We start from the raw sequence: 18,569 nt of genomic DNA on the forward strand, positions 1-18,569 counted from the left end.
GTCAGTTCGCCGATCCGCGTAAAATCCTGAACGATCACCGCCCCAAGTGCGGGGGCGGGGCCGGCGCGCCCGGGGCGGCTTCGGTTGGCCCGGTCTGCGTTGCGTCCTTATGCCGCATAGCCTCGGGCCTGACCAGCGTTCGGTCGAGGAGCGGCACGCCGGGCCGCCTGAGGACGACCACGAGGACCGCGCCGGCGACAATGCCGCCGACATGCGCGCCCCAGGAGACACCCCCGTCCGGGTCGACCAGCAGCATGTAGAACTGTTGCGCGACCCACAGCAGCAGCGGCACCACGGCCGGCAGCGGCAGCGGAATGCGGAAGAGCACCAGCACCCAGACGCGCACCCTGGGATGCAGCAGCAGATAGGCAGCGACCACCCCGCTGATCGCCCCCGACGCCCCGATCAGCGGCGCCTCGGAATCCGGCAGCAGCATGCCATGGGCGAAGGCGCCGGCGGCGGCGCAGGCGAGATAGAAGACGAGGAAGCGGAAATGCCCGAGCGCGTCCTCCACGTTGTCGCCGAACACCCACAGGAACAGCATGTTCGTGGCGAGATGCAGGAAATCGGTGTGGATGAAGGCATAGGTGAGGTAGGTGGCGTCCTTCGGCACCAGCACGAGGGCTGGCTCCAGGCCGGCGTAGCCGAACACGACGGCTGGGATGTAGCCGAGCCCGACCACCGCCTCGTCGGAGGCAGCCTGGCTGGCAAACGGCCCTGCCATCAGCCAGATCGCGACATTGACGACGATCAGCCCGATCGTGACGTACTGCACCCTGATGTATTTCAGGGTGTTGGCATCGTGCAGCGGTATGAACATCGAGCCGGCTCCCCTGTGGCTCCCCTGTCGCGGCTACCGGTTTCCGCCCGGAACCCAGAGCACGTCCGCAGCCCCCTTGTCGTTCGCCCAGCGGGCGGCGACGAACAGGAAATCGGACAGGCGATTGATGTAGGCCGCAGCCTCGTGCGACACGGTCTCGCCTTCCGTCTCCGCCAGCTCCACGATCCGGCGCTCGGCCCGGCGCGCGGCCGTGCGGGCCACGTGCAGCGCCGCCGCCGCCGCCGTGCCGCCCGGCAGGACGAAGGAGCGCAGCGGGGAAAGGTCGGCATTCAGCCTGTCGATCTCGGCCTCGAGCCGGTCGACCTGCGGCTGGACGATGCGCAGCGGCTCGTACTGTGGCGCCTCGCCGGTGTCGGGCGTCGCAAGGTCGGCGCCGAGGTCGAACAGGTCGTTCTGGATTCGCCCCAGCATCGCGTCGATGTCGCCGAGCGCGCCGCAATGCTGGCGCGCCACGCCGATCAGCGAGTTCGTCTCGTCGATGTCGCCATAGGCCTCGACGCGGGGATCGTGTTTCTTGCGCCGCGGACCGGAAACGAGCCCGGTGGTGCCGTCGTCGCCGGTGCGGGTGTAGATCTTGTTCAGCTTGACCATTATGCGCCTGTCCTCAGGAGGGCCGCCCGCCGCCGGTGACCCACAGGGTCAGCATGATGAGGACGATCGCGACCGCCTGCAAGACGATGCGCAACTGCATCAACTGGTTGGATTTGTTGCCGCTGCCGCCCCTGACCATGTTGAACAGGCCGCGAACCAGCACGATCGCGACGCAGCCCATGACGAACAGCGTGATGTAGGTGAGGACGGTAGACATTCTCGATGATCCGTTCTTCGGCGCACTCAGGCGCGGGTAAGGTTGTGTTCGACCCTAGCGCATCGCCCCCCGTTGCGGAAACGAATTTCAGGCGCGCGGGCATGGTTTCGCGCTGGTGATCGCCTCGCCATCAGCGGACCGGTCGCTGGATGCGCCGCTGCAGCCGGCCTAACCGAGCCGCCCGATGAAGCGATAGAACAGTGCCGCCGGCAGCAGCTTCTTCAGCAGCGCCCCCTGCTTCGCCGGAGTGGTGACGATGTAGTGCGGCCGCGGCGTGCGGGCGTCGAGCGCATGCTTCAGCACGTCGTAGACCGCGTCGGGCCCGAGCTTGCCGGGCGCCGGTCCGCTCTCGCCGCGCAGCCGCTGCATCTGGCGCCGGTATTCCTGCGCATGCACGGAGCCCTCGAGGTCGATGTGCTTCTCGATGTGGGCGATGGCATTGGCGGTGAAGTTCGAGCGGATCGGCCCGGGCTCGATCAGGCTGACATGGATGCCGGAGCCGGCGAGCTCCATCCGCAGCGTCAGCGACAGGCCCTCGAGCGCGAACTTCGAGGCGTTGTAGGCGCCCCGCCAGCGATAGGGCACGATGCCGAGGATCGACGAGCACTGGACGATGCGGCCGTGGCCCTGCCGGCGCATCGCCGGGATCACCCGGCGCGTCAGGTCGTGCCAGCCGAACAGGTTCGTCTCGAACTGCTCGCGCAGCGCCTCGACCGGCAGGTCCTCGACCGCGCCGGCCTGCCCGTAGGCGCCGTTGTTGAACAGCGCGTCTAGGCGGCCGCCGGTGCGTGAAAACACCGTGTCGACGAGGGCGGCGATCGTCGCCGGCTGCGTGTAGTCCATCAGCAGCGCCTCGATCCCGTCGGTTTCCAGCGAGGCGAGATCGGCCTCCTTGCGCACCGTCGCGAACACGCGCCAGCCATCGGCCTTGAGCGCCCTTGCGCAATGCGCGCCGATGCCGGAGGAACACCCGGTGACGATGATCGTTCTTTCCGGGGGAACGAGATCAGGCATGTGCGATTCCTGTACAAATTCCGTTTCGTTTCCCATATTCACCGGGCGCTGACAATCACGCCCGCAGCGCCGCTTCGGCAGGGAAGGGGTGGCAACTCATTGGAAGCCGGATATGCCGACCGCTCTACGCCTCCTCTACAAGGTCGTTTACGACGCGATTCTGCACTTCACCCTTGACGACGGCTGGGCGATGGCGAGCCACGTTGCGCTTTCGACGCTGCTTGCGATCTTTCCCTTCCTGATCTTCGGCACCGCGCTCGGGTCGTTCCTGGGGGCCGACCAGTTCGCCGACACCGCCGTTCACCTGATCTTCGACACCTGGCCGGAATCGATCGCAGCGCCGATCTCGCGGGAGGTGGTGGCGGTGCTGACCATACCGCGCGGCGGACTTGCGACGGTGTCCGTGCTTGCCGCCGCCTACTTCGCGTCCAACGGCGTCGAGGCGCTGCGGGTCTCGCTCAACCGCGCCTATCGGGTGGCGGAGACGCGCTGGTGGTACGTCACGCGCCTCGCCAGCCTCGGCTTCGTCGTGCTGGGCGTCGTTGCGCTGGCCGCCATCAGCATCGTGCTTGTGGCTGCGCCGCTGGCGGTGCGCGCGACCGATCAGTGGATCCCCTGGCTCGGCTACGTCTATTCGCTGGTGCTCGAATGGGGCATCTTCGGCACGATCATCGTGCTGTTCGTCGGGCTTCTCATCGCCCACCTGTGGCTGCCCGCCGGCCACCGGCGCATCGCCGACGTGATGCCGGGAATCGTGCTGACGCTGGTGGCCTGGACCGTCGGCGCCTATCTCTTCGCCTCCTACCTTGCGGCCTTCTCCACCTATGTGAAGACCTATGCGGGCCTTGCCTCGATCATGATCGCGCTGGTGTTCCTCTACATCGTCGGCGTGATCTTCATCCTCGGCGCGGAGTTCAACGCAGCACTGCTCAAGTTCCGGGTCAAGCGGCTGATCCTCGATCGGCTGCGCAGCGAAAAGCCGATGCCCGCGACGTCGGACTCAATGGAGGACGAGGCCATCGCGCGCGAACAGGGCGCGCAGGTCCGAAGGTAGCAGGCCCTTCTCGCGATAGGCGGCGATGCCGGTATCGCCGTTGCTCTTCGAAAGCTTGCGCCCGTCGGCGCCGCGCACCAGCCCGTGGTGGCGGTAGAGCGGCTGCGGCAGGTCGAGCAGCACCTGCAGCAGCCGGTGCACCGAGGTGGCGTGGAACAGATCCTGCCCCCTGACGACATGGGTGACGCCCTGCGCCGCATCGTCGAGCGTCACCGAAAGATGGTAGCTCGAGGGCGCATCCGGGCGTGACAGCACGACGTCGCCCCAGCGTTCCGGCCGGGCGATGATCGTACCGGTTTCTCCGTCCGGGCCGGCGCCCGCCTCCGACCATTCGAGCACGCGCCCGTAGCGCCGGTCCCTGGCGGCGGCGATCGCCGCATCCATGTCGAGCCGCCAGGCGTGCTGCCGCCCCTCGGCGATCCAGCGCGCCGCAAGCGCGCGGTCGAGCCGGCGCTCTTCGGTCGGATAGCAGGGCGCGCCATCGGGATCGCGCGGCCAGGTACGGCCGATGGCCTCGAATGCGGCCACCTTCTCGCGCACTTCGCCGCGGCTGAGGAAGGCAGGATAGGCAAGGCCGCGCTCGCGCAATTCCTCGAGGGCCCGCTGATAGAAGGCGAAATGTTCAGACTGGCGCCGCACCGGCCGCTCCCACTCGATGCCCAGCCAGTGCAGGTCGCGATAGATCGCCTCCTCATATTCCGGCCGGCAGCGCGCGGTATCGATGTCCTCGATCCGCAGCAGAAGGCGTCCGTTAGCCGCCATGGCGAGATCGTGGTTGAGGATCGCCGAATAGGCGTGGCCGAGATGCAGCAGGCCGTTGGGGCTCGGCGCGAAGCGAAAGACGGCTTCTTTTGACAAAGGCGAATCCATCAGGTTTTCTTGCACGAAACCGGCGCGGTCGCCAATGGCCCGGCGGCGCCACGGGAACAGCATGCAACTGCACATGATCAGAACGCAGGCGGACGTCGCCGCCGGTCTCGTCGATCTTGCGCTGCTCGACGCGCGCCTCTTTTCCGTCATCGAAAAGGCCGGCCCGGTACCCTTGCGCCGACACGAGGCGGGCTATCGCGGCCTGGCCGGCATCGTCGTCTCGCAGATGGTCTCGCGCGCCAGCGCCGACGCGATCTGGCGCAGGCTGGAGGAGATCGCCGGCGAGATCACCCCCCATCACTTCCTCGGCCTGTCGGATGCCGACTGCCGCGCCGCCGGGCTTTCGCGCGCCAAGGCCGAGACGCTGCGCCGCGTCGCCGAGGCGGTCGACCGCGGCACGGTCGATCTCGAGGCGATCTGCCACATGGACGCGCCGGCGGCGATCCGGTCGCTGACGTCGATCAAGGGCATCGGCCGCTGGACGGCGGAGGTGTACCTGCTCTTCTGCGCCGGCCACCCGGACATATTCCCCTCCGGCGACGTGGCGCTGCAAAACGCCGTTGCCCATGCGCTCGGCCTCGACGCCCGCCCGTCGCCGGCCGAACTGGACCAGATCGCCCAAGGCTGGTCGCCGTGGCGCGGCGTCTCGGCGCGGCTCTTCTGGGCCTATTACGCCCGCGAGATGCGCCGAAGCGGCGCGCCGCTGGCCTGATCCCAACCCTGCACCGGATGGTGAACCGATTGTCTGTGGCCGGACGCGCCTTGTCCGCCGGATAGCCTCGTTGGACCGCAGGTCGAAAGGCGTGCGTCCCTGGCAAATCCGAAAACGCTGCGGCGCACTCTCGGCAGTTTCAGTGCAGTCCGGCATCCTGCGCGAAGGGGTTGCAAAGCGACGAAACCGGCGCCCGCCTTTTTGTTTCCGGCTTCACAATGCTGCAACAAGGGGAATAATATATGAGGGCAGATGCCGAATCGGTCAGGAGAACCACTTGACGATTGCTGTCTCACCACAGGCCCTGCCGGCGCTCGTCCTGAACGCGGACTACAGGCCACTGAGCTACTATCCCTTGTCGCTATGGTCCTGGCAGGACGCGATCAAGGCCGTGTTTCTTGACCGCGTCAACATCATTGCGGAATACGAGCACTCGGTTTCCTCGCCGAGCTTCACCATGCGCCTGCCGAGCGTCGTCTGCCTGAAGACCTATGTCCAGCCGTCACGCTACCCGGCCTTCACCCGCTTCAACGTGTTCCTGCGCGACAAGTTCGAGTGCCAGTATTGCGGCACGGCGGACGACCTGACCTTCGATCACGTCATTCCGCGCGCCCATGGCGGCGAGACCACCTGGTGCAACGTCGTCGCCGCCTGCTCGCCCTGCAATCTGAAAAAGGGCAGCAAGCTGCCGAAGCAGGCCGGCATGTTCCCGCACCAGAAGCCCTACCAGCCGACGGTGCAGGACCTGCACAACAACGGCCGCCTGTTCCCGCCCAACTACCTCCATGAGAGCTGGATGGACTATCTGTACTGGGACGTCGAACTGCAGCCCTGACCGGCATCGCCTGCCGGCGTACTGCCATCCGTCCCGTCACGCTTCCGCCCGAGTCTCAGGCCTTCCTGGCCCGCACGCCGGCAAAGGCGATCGCCGCAAGCAGCAGGCTCGCAATCACGTTCCAGCCGGCAAAGGACAGGCCGAGCACCCGCAGCGCCGCCTCGCTGCAGGACGGCGGCCGCTTCGCGTCGAGGTCGCCGAGCAGGTCGCCGACGTTCGAGCTGACCCCCTGGGCCGAGGTAGCGCAGGTCGACGGTCCCTCCCAGAAGCCCCATTCGGCGCCGGCGTGGTAGACCCCCATGGCCGCGCCGACCAGCATCATCAGGCCGGCCACCAGAAGCAGCCCGCGCGTCACCCAGGCGGGGCCGCCGAACGCTGCCGAAGCCGCCGCAAGCGCCGCGACCGGGATGCCGTAATAGTAGGGCAGCCGCTCGAGCAGGCAGAGTGCGCAGGGAATGTAGCCGCCGATATGCTCGAAGCCGAGCGCACCGCCGACGGTGGCGGCCATGCCGAGGGTGAGCAGCAGCGCATAGGGGAGGGCGGACTTGCGGTCGTGCACGGCAGTCGACATGGAGGCGCGTTCCTGTTCAGGCGACATAGCGATAGGCGGCATAGCCGGCGATCAAGAGCGCCGCGCCGATGCCGGCGATCAGGCCGAGCTGCTTTTCGATGAAGTGGCGGATCGGCTCGCCGTAGCGGCGCAGCAGCCAGGCGAGGAAGAAGAAGCGGGCGCCGCGCGCCAGGATCGCCGACACGATGAAGAGGCCGAGATTGATGTTGGCGGCGCCGGAAAGGATCGTGACCACCTTGATCGGCGGCAGGTGCGCCAGCCCGGAGGTGACGAGCAGCAGCAGCAGCGTCTCGTAGCCAACCGAGGCGCGCATCGCCTCGAAGGCGTCGAGCTTGCCGTAGAATTCCAGCACCGGCTTGGCGACCGCCTCGAAGGCATAGTGGCCGAGATACCAGCCGGCGATGCCGCCGAGCACGGAAAACACCGTTGCCACCATGGCGTAGCGCCACAGCTTCTCCGGCCGGGCGAGGCCCATGGGCAAAAACAGCACGTCGGCTGGGATCAGGAACACCGAGCTCTCGACGAAGGCGATGATGGCGAGCCAGGCTTCTGCCGACTTGCGCGCCGCAAGGGACAAGGTCCAGTCGTAAAGGCGTCGGAGCATTCAACGGTCCCGTTCTGGCGCAGTGCCTGCGAACCGGAGGTTCGGGGGCGACCATGCGCTGCCTCAAGGTGCCGGTATCATCCCGCGCGTTTCCGGCGGGACGCGTGCGGCCGGATCAGGCGCTTTTTATCAGGCCGGCGGCCGTTGTAAATCTCCGCACGGTTTTGTGATGGTGCCAAGGCTTGCGATTTGCCGTTGACCGCCCCGAAAGCCATCGTGTAAACGGCGATGACTGCGGTCGCAGGTCCCGTGCCCCATTGGCGGAACTGGTAGACGCGCTCGACTCAAAATCGAGTTCCGAAAGGAGTGCTGGTTCGATTCCGGCATGGGGCACCACCAAGCTCTTTCCCGAGATATGCCTCTCCGAACACAATTTAGTGCAGGGAGATACAATTGTGGGTCTGATGCTCCCGTATACTTAACAACTTCACGGCGCATGGCGCTACCGTCGCCCGGTTCCAGGCCGGCTCCTGCCGATTGAGAAGAAGAACTTGAACCCGAGCGGCGCTTGCAAGCCCGGTACTGTGCCGAGGTTGTGAAGGCCCTATGCCGCTTGGGGATACGTTGCGGCAGGTATTCGCGGGCCTCACCAAATCTGGCGGGTTGCGCCGCGCCTACGACTTTTGGAACTTCAGGCCGCAACCCTTTTTCCGTGAAGCGTCCTCGATCGCCTGCATTTCACCCTTCAGCCTTGCGACTTCCGCCGCGGATGCGCCGTCACCTTTGGTGAAGAAGAGCGCAGGCCAAAACAGGACGATCCCCACGGCCGTCACAGCTGCGTCCTGTCCTGCCTTCTTGTCTTGTACTCCGGCAGCGGCAGCGGCCCTAGAGGACACAGAGCGGGCCTCCTCGGCCAGTTGCTGGCACGACAGATTCATGTAAAGCGAAGACGATACATAACTGGCCGCGATTGTATCAGATTTAGACGCGCACGCGGAAAGCGCACCGCATAGCGCAGCGATAACGATTAACTTTTTCATGTTTCCCTCAAGTTGTCCCCAATGGCAAACTACACCGGGGACGGGATCCTGGAAGGTGCGCCGTGGAAGGTCAGATGGCTTTCCACATCATTGTGAATGTCGGCTGAGGCTCTCGAGATCCAGCGCTATGCCGCCTCCCGAAAAATCTCCCCGGCCCCCATCAGATAGGCGGCAACCCGCGCGAACCCCCGGGGTACCCCCCAATTCCACAGCCGTCCCGTACTTTCTCCGGGGGTGATACTCTTTGCTCGCTCGGCCCCATCTACGGTGCGCCCCACTGCCGTCGCTCTGGTTCAAACCTGAGGCTTGGCCGTCAACGACGGGTGGCCCACGGGGCGCGATCCTCTCCGCTTTCCTTTGGATACGCCTTGCTCCCGCTCTGAACCTCGCGTCTACCGCACCAGCAGGAAAGGTCTGGCATCACAGCAGGCGGCGGGATGAACCCGCCCCGCCAACGCTGCGGAATCTGCAAAAAATCGTTCCGATAACATCAACCCAGTGCCGAAGCGGCCGCCTACGCTCGCATGGTTCATTTTTGAAAGGCCGATTGGATGACTGATTATTCGAAGCTGATCGACACCGAGACCTGGGCTTTCATCGATCGCACGAACTCCTATTATCCCCCTGATGCCGTTGACCACTCCATCGCCGAACAGCGTCGTACCTATGACCGCATGTGCCGCGAATTCCATGCCGGCTATCCAAAAGGCGTGGCGGCCGAAGATTCCAGGATCGAAACGGCGACGCACGCCATCCCGATCCGGACCTATCGACGCGATGCGCCGGATCGGGCCGTGCTGGTGCTCTATTTCCATGGCGGCGGTTTCGTCGTCGGCGGGCTCGAAAGCCATGACGACGTCTGCGCCGAGATCTGCGCGCGCACCGGCTACGACGTCGTGTCGGTCGATTACCGCCTCGCCCCGGAGCATGTCCATCCTGCGGCCTATGAAGACTGCCGCGCCGCGTTCGAATGGGCTGCCGGCCACGATGACCGGCCGATCCTGCTTTGCGGCGACAGCGCCGGCGGGGTTCTCGCCGCGGCCGTATCCCACACGGTGCGTGGCCACGCCCGCGCGCCCATCGGCCAGGTGCTGATCTATCCCGGCTTCGGCGGCGATCAGACGAAGGGGTCCTACATCACCCACGCCGAGGCGCCGCTGCTCACGGTGCGCGACATGGCCTTCTACAAGGACGTGCGCACCGGCGGGAAGGACGTCTCGAAGGATCTCACCTACGCGCCGTTCGTCGATCCCGACTTCTCCGGTCTGCCGCCGACCGTGATCATCTCGGCGGAGTGCGACCCGCTCTCCGATGACGGTCGCGAATATCGCGATCGCGTGCGGGCGGCAGGCGGCAAGGCGGCCTGGTTCAACGAGGAGGGGTTGGTTCACGGCTACCTGCGGGCGCGACACACGGTGCGCCGTGCCCGGGAGAGCTTTACGCGCATCGTCGAGGCCGTACGCGGGCTCGGCAAGGGGGAGTGGAACTACTGAATTGCGGCGCTCGCGCGCCATCAAAATCAAAGGGAGGGAACGCATGTCGAATGAAATTGAGTTTCTCAGCCAACAGGCTGTCCGCGGCAGGATGACCCGCCGCGATTTCCTTGGCCGCGCCGCGGCCCTGGGGCTGAGCGCCGCATTTGCAAATTCGCTGCTCGGCACTGCGGCAAGGGCCGCCGGGCCGATCAAGGGCGGCCTGCTGAAGGCGGGCCTGGTCGGCGGCGATTCCACCGACGACCTCAATCCCGCCGGCATCAACAACCAGGTCAGGGGCGTCTTCGCGCGCTGCTGGGGCGAGAAACTGACCGACGTCGCCCCCGACGGCTCGCTGATCCCGTGGCTTGCTGAGGAATACGGCTCCTCGCCCGATGCCAAGACCTGGACCTTCAAGATCCGCAAGGGCGTGACCTTCCACAACGGCAAGGAACTCGATGCCAATGACGTGCTCGCCACCATCGAGCGCCACGCCGGTCCCGACAGCAAGTCGGGCGCGCTCGGCGTGCTGCGCGGCATCGACACGCTCAAGGTGGATGGCGGCAATTTTGTCATCACCCTGAAGGAGGCCAACGCCGACCTCTCCTTCGTGATGTCCGATTTCCATCTGGTCATTCAGCCCAACGGCGGCAAGGACGATCCGCTGGCCGGCATCGGCACGGGCCCCTACAAGGTCGTCTCCCACGAGCCCGGCGTGCGCGAGGTCGCGGAACGCTATGACGGCTACTGGGACCTTGCGAGCCGCGGCCATGCCGAGCAGATCGAGATCGTCGTCATCAACGATGCGACCGCCCGCATGGCCTCCCTGCAGAGCGGGCACATCCACATGATGAACCGGGTCGAACCGAAGGTCGTCGAACTCATCAAGCGCATCCCCGGCGTCACCATCCAGAACGTCGCCGGAAGCGCGCACTATGTTCTCGCAGCACAGTGCAACACCGCACCCTTCGACAACAACGACCTGCGGCTGGCACTGAAATATGCCGTCAACCGCCAGGAGATGGTGGACAAGATCCTCAACGGCTACGGGTCGCTCGGCAACGACATCCCGGTCAATGCGGCCTATCCGCTGTTTTCGGACGACATCGAGCAGCGCGCCTACGATCCCGACAAGGCAGCCTTCCATTTCAAGAAGTCCGGCCACAGTGATCCGATCCTGCTGCGGACCTCCGAGGTCGCCTTTCCGGGCGCGGTGGATGCGGCCCAGCTGTTCCAGCAAAGCGCCGCCAAGGCCGGCATCCCGATCGAGATCCGGCGCGAGCCGGGCGACGGCTACTGGTCGAGCGTCTGGAACAAGGCGCCGTTCTCGGCCTCCTACTGGACCGGACGGCCGACGCAGGACCAGCAGTACTCGACGGCCTATCTCTCGACGGCCGACTGGAACGAGACCCGCTTCTTTCGTCCCGACTTCGACAAGCTCCTGATCGCGGCGCGCGCCGAACTCGACGAGGGCAAGCGCCGTGCGATTTACCGCGACATGGCGATGATCGTCCGCGACGAAGGCGGTGCGATCATTCCGGTCTTCAACGACTGGATCGACGCGGTCTCCGAGAAGGTCGGCGGGTTCAAGCCGCATCCCGCCGGCGAACTGATGGGAGGCCTGGCCCTCGCGTCGTGCTGGCTGGCGGCATAGAACCGTCACCGCGCATCCGGGGCGCTGCGTCCCGGCCAGGCGACATCATGCCCGCAGGGCCACTTTGAAGTGGCCCTGCGGGCAACAGGAACGGTGTCGATAGGGCATTGGCGCTCGCTATGCGCCTGAAGCGGCCGGGCACGGTTCCGCTCCCGGAGCATAGCCACTGACTGCGGACGGAAACCGGGTGCCCAGACGGCGGCATCCTGCTCTCCAGCATTCGGCACCGCGCACCACCATCGCCGCCCTCTGGCTCCAGCGGCCCGTCATCTTTTTAGCGCGGGGCGCCGGCAGTCCCGGGATGTAGATAGAATTGGCTATCGTCGGGCGAAGCGGCGAGGCGTAGACTGGGGCGGTGGCGTGTTTTTCATGTCGCACCGAAAAGCTCCAGTCCTCGGCGATCACTTGGACGGCGGAGCCTGTGTCGTTCAGGCTGCACCGCGTGCACCAAACCCTTGGGACCGTCCGGTGCTTCTCGCGTCAAACCTCCGCAGGAGCGATTTGGCAATGCTTGACCGCGCAGGGGTGGCGATGAAGAACGTACTTAGCCCGGAAGAGATCGGCATATTATCGCCTGAAGATCTGGAACGGATCCAGCGGATTTTCCAAAGGATCTGCGACGAGCGCGGTTTGGCGCGCGGCAGCGCGGGCGCCAGCGCCCTCGCTCGTTCTATTCTGGTCCATTACAGTCAGGGCGTGCGGGACACCGAAAAGCTGGAGAGATTGCTGCGGGCCCTTGCCCGCCAGAGCAAACCGTCCGTGACCGTCCACTGAAGCGCCTGCGTAGCATTCGGCGACTGCCCGGTGTGGCATCGCCCCGATCAGCGAACATAGATGAGAGCTTGTGTGGCCAGACCGCGGCGCCGCCGGGGAAGGGCTCGCTCTGCAGTGAGGCAACGCCGGACCAATCCGCCTTCGTCGTCACGCATGCCGGTACCTCCGGCGTCACCACTGTTGCGCGGCCACAGCCCGGTCCGATCGGCAATTGCCGGGGCGTCGACCGGCCCACTGCCGAGCGTTGCGGCACCTGGAAACGCCCCCGTCAGCGCTCGGTGAACGCCCGCGACATGCTGTCGGTGACGGGCTTCACCAGATAGCTGAAGAAGGTCCGCTGCGCCGTCTGGATCATCACTTCGGCCGGCATGCCCGGCGTCGGGTGGAAACCCTTGACCTTCGCCAGTTCGCCCGGCGGGATATCGATGCGCGCCAGGTAGACGTCGTGCGCCTTGACCCCCGGCTGGCTGTCCTCGAGCGCGTCCGCCGAGATGTAGAACAGCGTGCCGTGCAGAACCGGCGTCGTGCGCTGGTTCAGCGCCACCAGGCGGATGCTGGCCAGCTGGCCGACGGCGACGCTGTCGATGTTGTTGCGCGGGATATGCGCTTCGATGATCAGCGGCACGCCCTTCGGCAGGATCTCCAGGATCCCCTTGCCGCTTTCGATGACGCCGCCCGGCGTGTGGTAGAACCGCCGGATCACGGTGCCGGCGACCGGCGCGTTGATGGTGACGCGGCTCAGCACGTTCTCGGCCTGGCGCGACTGCTCGCGCACGGTCGCCAGTTCGCCCTGGATCGCCTGCAGCTGGTCGAGCGCCTCCTCGCGATAGGTGGCTTCGGCGCGGCTGATTTCCTGCTGGCCCTTGACGATCTGCGCCTGGGTCTCGGCCACCTCGGCCTCCAGCCGGCCGATCTGGCCCTCGGCGTCGGCGATCGCCCGCTTGATCGCCTTCAGCTCGGTTGCGCGGATCAGCGACTTTGCCAGCAGTTGCTTCTTGCTCTCGTGCTCTTCCCAGAGCAGGGCGAGCTGCTGGGTGAGCGATTCGCGCTGCTTGGCATAGCCGATGCGGCGGAACTCCAGCGCCTTGATGTTCTGTTTGATCAGGGACACCTCGTTCGATTGCTTCAGCTGCTGGGCCTTGAAGTTTAACTGCTGGTTGGCGATGATCGATGCGACTTCCGGATCGCCGCGATAGTCCTTCTCCAGGCCGCCGAGATCCATCTGTTCGCTGTTTTCGAACTGTGCGGTCAACCGGGCGGCGGTCGCTTCCAGGCGGACGCGGCGCAGGAACAGCTCCCGTTGCTTGGCCAGCGCCGCCGTCTCGTCCAGCCGGATCAGCGGCTGGCCCTCCACCACCTCGTCGCCCTCGTCGACCAGCAGCTCCTTGATGATGCCGCCCTCGTAGTGCTGGACCACCTTGTTGCGGCCGGTGGCGACGAAGCTGCCCTGGGCGATGACGGCAGCGGCGAGCGGCGCGGTAAAGGCCCAGGCGCCGAAGCCGCCGAAGGTGGTTCCGAGCAGCAGCGTGCCGACGATCATCTGTTTGCGGATCGACCGCGGCACATGCGCGTACCATTCGATGTCATGGACCTTCGCTATGTCTTGCATTTTCCGGACATTCCCTATTGCAGCTGATGGCCGAACGAACCGCTGTTGACGGTGATGCCGCGCGCCTCCAGCGCCTGCAGCACCTCCTGGCGCTTGCCGAACAGCGCCACGGTGCCGTTCACCAGCAGCAGCACCTTGTCGACACTGTTGAGAAGGGCGGGCCTCTGCGTGATGGTGATCATCGTGATCCGCTGCTCCTTGGCGTGCTGAAGGGCCCGCAGCAGCGCCGCGTCGCCGGCCTGGTCGAGGTTGGAGTTCGGCTCGTCCAGCACGACGAGGCGGGGATCGCCGAACAGGGCGCGGGCCAGCGCGATGCGCTGCTTCTGGCCGCCGGAAAGCGGCGACCCGTCGGCGGCGACCACGGTCTCGTAGCCGTGCGGCAGGGTGGCGATCATCTCGTGGACGTCGGCCAGCATCGCCGCCTTGTAGATCTGCTCGTCGGTGGCATCCTCGCGCATCCGCGCGATGTTCGCCTTGATCGTTCCCGGGAAGAGCTGAACGTCCTGCGGCAGATAGCCGATATTCTCGCCGAATTGCCGCTGGTCCCAGTTCCTGAGATCCATCAGGTCGAGGCGCACATTGCCCGAGGTCGGCAGGATCGAGCCGACCAGCATCTTGCCGAGAGTGGTCTTGCCTGCCCCCGAGTTGCCGATGACGGCAAGCGAATCGCCCGGTTGCAGGCTGAAGGAAATGCCGTTGAGGACCACCCGCTTGGTGCCGCCCGGCACGTAGAGCAGCCGTTCGACGTCGAGCCGCCCTTCCGGGCGTGGCAGGTTCAGGCGCTCGAAATTGAGCGGCGAGGCCTTGAGGAGGGCGGTGATGCGGGCATAGGCCGCCAGCGACTGGCTGTACTGGTGCCAGCCCTCGATGGCGCTATCGATCGGCGCCAGGCCGCGACCGGCGATGATCGACGAGGCGATCACCATCCCGCCGGTCATTTCGCCCTTGATGGCGAGGTGGGCGCCCCACCCCAGCATCGCCACCTGCGACAGCAGCCGGACGCCCTTCGACAGCGCCGTCATGGCGATGTTGCGATCCTGCGCGATGACCTGGGCGCGCAGCGACGTCGCCGTATCCCGGCCCCAGATCTGCACCGCTTCCGGGATCATCGCCAGCGCGTTGATCACCTGCGAATTGCGCGACATCGCTTCGAGGTGAAGGTTGGCCTTGACCTGGGCGGTGTTGGCCTCGGCAAACGAGGTCGCGGTGAGCCGCTGGTTGATGAGGGTGAAGACCAGAAGCAGCAGCGCCGTGGCGATCACGATCGATCCGAGATGCGGATGGATCAGGAACACGGCCAGCACGAACAGGGGAGCGAGCGGCGCGTCGAGGAACGACAGCAGCGTCCGCGACAGCAGGAACGAGCGGACCTGCTGGAGGTCGCCAAGCGTCTGGTATTCCCGGCCGTTGCTGTTGAGCGAGGCGCGTGCCGCGGCACTGAGGATCGGGGCCCCGAGCTGGGCCGCGACCTCGACCGCCGTCCGCATCAGGATGAAGCGCCGGATGGCGTCGAACGCCGACTGCAGGACGATCGCACCGACGATCACCAGGGTCAGCATGATCAGCGTGTCGACCGACCGGCTGGTCAGCACGCGGTCGGAAATCTGGAACAGATAGATCGGAATCGCCAGCACCAGCACGTTGCTGACGAGCGTGAAGAGCATGACGGCGGCGAGGTTGCGCCGCACCGCGCTGACGCCGGCCTTCAGGCTGGCAGAGAAATCGATCGGACCCAGGCGCTTGTGAAAGGTGCCGCCACCGGAACCGGATCCCTTGCCGCCGCCGCTGGAGAACGTCGGGTTGCCGGAGCGGTTCTCTGCCTTGATCGGGCCGGTATCGGCCTCGATCGTCACCAGCCCCTCGGCCGACTTGGCCACCGTCGGTTCCGGCTTCGCCGGCTTCGGCGTGGCCTCCGAAAGCGGCTTGCTGTCGGCCTTTGGCGCCGCAGCCTCCGCGGCCGGGTGGGCCTGCGCCTGCGGGCGCGGCATGCCGGCTGGGGGCGAACCGGCGTCGAAGCGCAGCACGGTGGGTTGATCGAGGCCGAAGCTCAGGCGGGTGCCGCCGGCAGCAGGCCGATCGGCGGGGCGCGGTGCGGTCCGTGTCATGTCCGGCGCGACCGCATCCGCCTGCTTCGGCGGCGGGGGCGATGCCTGCCCGTTGCCCGGCCGAGGTTCGGCGGCGGCCTGCCCACCCTGCAGCAGCTGCGGTGTGGCGGCCGGGGGCGGGTCGGGCTGCCGTCGCACGACGCCCGGCCCTTCCGCTGTAATCCGCTCGTCCGACCGGCGCAGAAACGGCACCTCGGCAGCGCGGTCCCTGGTCCCGGCAAGGCCTGGCTCAGCCTCGCTCGAAGCGCCTTGCGGCTCTACGGGGGCAGGGGGGGCGGCTTCGGCGGCCGGAGCGACGCCTGGCACGGGGGCCGGCGGGGGGGCCGCAACCGGCCCGCCACCAGGCCGGGGGTTGACAGTCGCGGCCGGCGAAGTCCCGATGGGCCGCGCCGCGCCGGGCGCGCCATCCGCAGTCGCGCTCGGCCCGGCCTTGTGTGCCGCCGAACCGGAATCGTCGAGGGCGACGTTGATGAACGCCGTCACCGCCTGCTCGAACCGTTCGTACGCCCGGTCGAGCTCCGGTGCCGGCTCCTGGCGTTTAGCGGCATATTCCACTTGCGCAGACGCATTCATGGCGTCTGGGCTTCTCTTGCGATTGTCGGACATGAATCCCCCTCAGTGGCCGAGCATGTGCTGCAGCCCGTCATCCGTCGGTGCGTCGTGCGCGGAAGGAACGTAGACGGCGGTGGCTGCCTCGCCGGGTGAGTCGAGCATCGAGCTGTCCAGGAACAGGACGGCCTCGCTGACCAGTGCATCCGGGTTCTGGGCGCCCAGGTGGTCGGGCTGGCTGGAAATCAGCTCGGCCTGGATCAGCGTTTCCTGCGAATATTTCTGGCCGCCGACATAGGTTTTCCCGAAGGAATCCAGGTCGTAGATGGCTGCGTTGTTGATCAGCGCATTGTTTCCGGTGGAAAGGGTCCAATCCGCATCCAGATGCGGCTTCAGCGCATCCATCGCCAGGGCGATCTGGTCGCTGTCGCCGAGAATGCTCGTCTGCTTGATATATTGTAGGCTGAGCAGGTCACCGCTGATGTAGAGCACCCGCAATCCCTGCAGCCCGGCAAAGGCCTCGTCCGTCAGCACCCCCTTCGACAGGCTGTCGCCGCCGTCTGCGAAGCTTCTGGCAGCCTTCAGATAGGCATCGGGCAGCGCGGCGAACCGATCGGCGCCGCCGATATCGGTGATGTGCGCCTCGTTCCAGAGCAGGTTGCCCGAGGTGGACACCGAGCCGCTTCCGCTGGTCTGGAAGCCGGGCAGGGCGCCGACGACATCGTTGTCGAACAGGACATTGACCTGATGGATGATGTTGGCGTCATACACCGATCCGCCGACGATGATGAGATCGTAGGAGAAGCCGAGCTCGAAGATCGACACCTGATTGACGCCGAGGTTGCCGCCGGCAATGACGCTGGTGGTCGCCCCTGACGAGGACAGTATGCCGACGTCGTTGTCGCTCTGGAAAATGAACTGCTCGATCCAGTTCATCATCACCAGGTCGCCGTCGATCCGGGTGACGGCCCAGAACTGCGGAAAGCCGGCATCCTTCACGTCTGCAGCGTCGTTGCTCGAAATGTCCTGCCGGTCGAAGCCGGCAATGTTGAGCACCTGGTTGACCGCGGCGTCGCTGCTCCAGTCGCAAAGGCCGGCGCTGACGCTGTCGGTGTCCCAGACCGCATTGATCTGGACGATCGCGTTGATTTCGTAGTGGTCGCCGACCACGGCGGTCACCTTGGCGGCGGTCCAGAAATTCTTCAGGATGGCTTCGTTGACCAGCGTGTTCCCGCCGGCGGTGAGCGTCACCGAGGCCTCGACGATGATCGAGCCGTCCTCGCCGATGACCGCGTTGCCGGTCTTGCCGACCTCGGATCCCGGCTCCTTCTGCTCCTTGCCCTCGAACTTGTAGTAGTCCTCGAGGCTGGGGGCTTCGTCGACGCGTTCGCCGTTGACGTAGATGCCGTCAAGCCGCTCGGCCTGGTGCACCGACACATGAAAGCTGCCGGCCGGATCGGCGGTGAAACCGTCGAGCGCCTCGCCGGCGGTCTTGATCACCTTGATGATCTCGGCGCTCGATCCCGGCTTTCCGAGATTGCCGATCGGCGACAGCGAATAGGCGTCCTTTGCCGCTGCGAGCAGCGCCGTGTTGTCGATCGCCGCCGGCGCAAACTTCAGCCCGTGGCCGCCGACCCCGAAATAGTCGTCGTCGGACAGAAAGATGGTCTGGTTGGCGTAGGTCACCACCGAGCCGGGCGGTTCGAGTTCCGGCGGTTCGAACCTCGTGACCGAGACGCTGACCGAATCCGGCATTCTCCACTGAAAGCCCGTAGGTAGCTCGAAGGCCTTCATGTCCATCGGCGAGAACGACAGCTTGAAGGTCGGGAAGTGCCACGGACTTCCATGATGCATGTCCGGCGCCGGCGACCTGTAGGGCACTTCCGGATCGAAGCCGAGGAGTTCGTGGGCCGCTTCAAAGGGGGCGTTGCCGAGCGGCGACACCTCCGGATCCGAAAACTGCGCCTTGCGGGCCATGAAATCTTGATAGGCCTCGCGAAGGATGGCGTGCTCGGCCGTCAGGTGAAGCGTACCGATGAAATGGGCGATTTCTTCCGTGATTCTGTCCATTACCGTCATGATCCCACCCGCTGTCGACGCTTGCTCCTATCGGAGCG

At 65.9% G+C, this 18,569-nt stretch carries 17 protein-coding genes and 1 tRNA gene; 7 read left to right on the plus strand and 11 right to left on the minus strand.

Annotated features, from left to right (window positions below; genetic code table 11):
- Positions 1 to 34 precede the first annotated feature (34 nt).
- From C7449_RS09885 to C7449_RS09900, 4 genes are all read right to left on the minus strand, one after another.
- Complete coding sequence (locus tag C7449_RS09885; protein ID WP_108002596.1) at positions 35 to 820, minus strand: rhomboid family intramembrane serine protease; 786 nt, start codon at positions 818 to 820, stop codon at positions 35 to 37.
- Between the two features lie 33 nt (positions 821 to 853).
- Entirely contained in the window at positions 854 to 1,432 is a 579-nt protein-coding gene (locus tag C7449_RS09890) for a cob(I)yrinic acid a,c-diamide adenosyltransferase (RefSeq protein WP_108002597.1), read from the minus strand.
- 13 nt (positions 1,433 to 1,445) lie between these two features.
- Entirely contained in the window at positions 1,446 to 1,649 is a 204-nt protein-coding gene (locus C7449_RS09895) for a twin transmembrane helix small protein (protein WP_108002598.1), read from the minus strand.
- Between the two features lie 168 nt (positions 1,650 to 1,817).
- Complete coding sequence (locus C7449_RS09900) at positions 1,818 to 2,663, minus strand: SDR family oxidoreductase (RefSeq protein WP_108002599.1); 846 nt, start codon at positions 2,661 to 2,663, stop codon at positions 1,818 to 1,820.
- A gap of 112 nt (positions 2,664 to 2,775) precedes the next feature.
- Here C7449_RS09900 and C7449_RS09905 point away from each other — a divergent pair, with 112 nt between their 5' ends.
- On the plus strand, positions 2,776 to 3,717 hold the full coding sequence (locus C7449_RS09905; protein WP_108002600.1) for a YihY/virulence factor BrkB family protein: 942 nt from the start codon (positions 2,776 to 2,778) through the stop codon (positions 3,715 to 3,717).
- Here C7449_RS09905 and gluQRS read toward each other — a convergent pair.
- Positions 3,664 to 4,587: a tRNA glutamyl-Q(34) synthetase GluQRS gene (gluQRS, locus tag C7449_RS09910; RefSeq protein ID WP_170115845.1), complete on the minus strand. Its 924-nt coding sequence runs from the start codon at positions 4,585 to 4,587 to the stop codon at positions 3,664 to 3,666. The two genes, C7449_RS09905 and gluQRS, sit on opposite strands and share 54 nt — an antisense overlap.
- A gap of 67 nt (positions 4,588 to 4,654) precedes the next feature.
- Here gluQRS and C7449_RS09915 point away from each other — a divergent pair, with 67 nt between their 5' ends.
- Together C7449_RS09915 and C7449_RS09920 are read left to right on the plus strand one after the other, a co-directional pair.
- On the plus strand, positions 4,655 to 5,299 hold the full coding sequence (locus C7449_RS09915; protein ID WP_108002702.1) for a DNA-3-methyladenine glycosylase family protein: 645 nt from the start codon (positions 4,655 to 4,657) through the stop codon (positions 5,297 to 5,299).
- 277 nt (positions 5,300 to 5,576) lie between these two features.
- Positions 5,577 to 6,134 (plus strand): HNH endonuclease, encoded by a 558-nt coding sequence (locus C7449_RS09920; protein WP_108002601.1) that lies wholly within the window; start codon positions 5,577 to 5,579, stop codon positions 6,132 to 6,134.
- Positions 6,135 to 6,189: 55 nt separating this feature from the next.
- On the opposite strand, the gene C7449_RS09925 is transcribed toward C7449_RS09920, so the two are convergent.
- Positions 6,190 to 6,705, minus strand: coding sequence for a disulfide bond formation protein B (locus C7449_RS09925; protein ID WP_108002602.1), 516 nt, complete (start codon positions 6,703 to 6,705; stop codon positions 6,190 to 6,192).
- 16 nt (positions 6,706 to 6,721) lie between these two features.
- Positions 6,722 to 7,309, minus strand: coding sequence for a YqaA family protein (locus C7449_RS09930; protein WP_108002603.1), 588 nt, complete (start codon positions 7,307 to 7,309; stop codon positions 6,722 to 6,724).
- Between the two features lie 251 nt (positions 7,310 to 7,560).
- On the opposite strand from C7449_RS09930, the gene C7449_RS09935 reads away from it, so the two are divergent.
- Positions 7,561 to 7,645 (plus strand) — tRNA-Leu (locus tag C7449_RS09935).
- 278 nt (positions 7,646 to 7,923) lie between these two features.
- Here the strand turns inward: C7449_RS09935 and C7449_RS09940 are convergent.
- Complete coding sequence (locus C7449_RS09940; protein WP_108002604.1) at positions 7,924 to 8,289, minus strand: hypothetical protein; 366 nt, start codon at positions 8,287 to 8,289, stop codon at positions 7,924 to 7,926.
- A 551-nt stretch (positions 8,290 to 8,840) separates the two neighbouring features.
- Between C7449_RS09940 and C7449_RS09945 the strand changes: the two genes are divergently transcribed.
- The 3 genes from C7449_RS09945 (at position 8,841) to C7449_RS09955 (ending at position 12,189) form a co-directional block, all read left to right on the plus strand.
- On the plus strand, positions 8,841 to 9,782 hold the full coding sequence (locus tag C7449_RS09945) for an alpha/beta hydrolase (RefSeq protein ID WP_108002605.1): 942 nt from the start codon (positions 8,841 to 8,843) through the stop codon (positions 9,780 to 9,782).
- A 43-nt stretch (positions 9,783 to 9,825) separates the two neighbouring features.
- Positions 9,826 to 11,415, plus strand: coding sequence for an ABC transporter substrate-binding protein (locus tag C7449_RS09950; protein WP_108002606.1), 1,590 nt, complete (start codon positions 9,826 to 9,828; stop codon positions 11,413 to 11,415).
- A 507-nt stretch (positions 11,416 to 11,922) separates the two neighbouring features.
- Positions 11,923 to 12,189, plus strand: coding sequence for a hypothetical protein (locus tag C7449_RS09955; protein ID WP_108002607.1), 267 nt, complete (start codon positions 11,923 to 11,925; stop codon positions 12,187 to 12,189).
- A 268-nt stretch (positions 12,190 to 12,457) separates the two neighbouring features.
- Here the strand turns inward: C7449_RS09955 and C7449_RS09960 are convergent, their stop codons facing one another.
- The 3 genes from C7449_RS09960 to C7449_RS09970 all read right to left on the minus strand — a co-directional run bounded on the left by C7449_RS09960 (position 12,458) and on the right by C7449_RS09970 (position 18,522).
- Entirely contained in the window at positions 12,458 to 13,798 is a 1,341-nt protein-coding gene (locus C7449_RS09960; RefSeq protein WP_108002608.1) for an HlyD family type I secretion periplasmic adaptor subunit, read from the minus strand.
- 14 nt (positions 13,799 to 13,812) lie between these two features.
- A complete protein-coding gene (locus C7449_RS09965) occupies positions 13,813 to 15,903 on the minus strand; it encodes a type I secretion system permease/ATPase (RefSeq protein WP_374828184.1) in 2,091 nt (696 codons plus the stop codon).
- A gap of 615 nt (positions 15,904 to 16,518) precedes the next feature.
- Positions 16,519 to 18,522, minus strand: a complete 2,004-nt coding sequence (locus C7449_RS09970; protein WP_245414338.1) for a hypothetical protein — start codon at positions 18,520 to 18,522, stop codon at positions 16,519 to 16,521.
- Positions 18,523 to 18,569 lie beyond the last annotated feature (47 nt).

Source organism: Mycoplana dimorpha, from assembly GCF_003046475.1.
Classification (GTDB): domain Bacteria; phylum Pseudomonadota; class Alphaproteobacteria; order Rhizobiales; family Rhizobiaceae; genus Mycoplana; species Mycoplana dimorpha.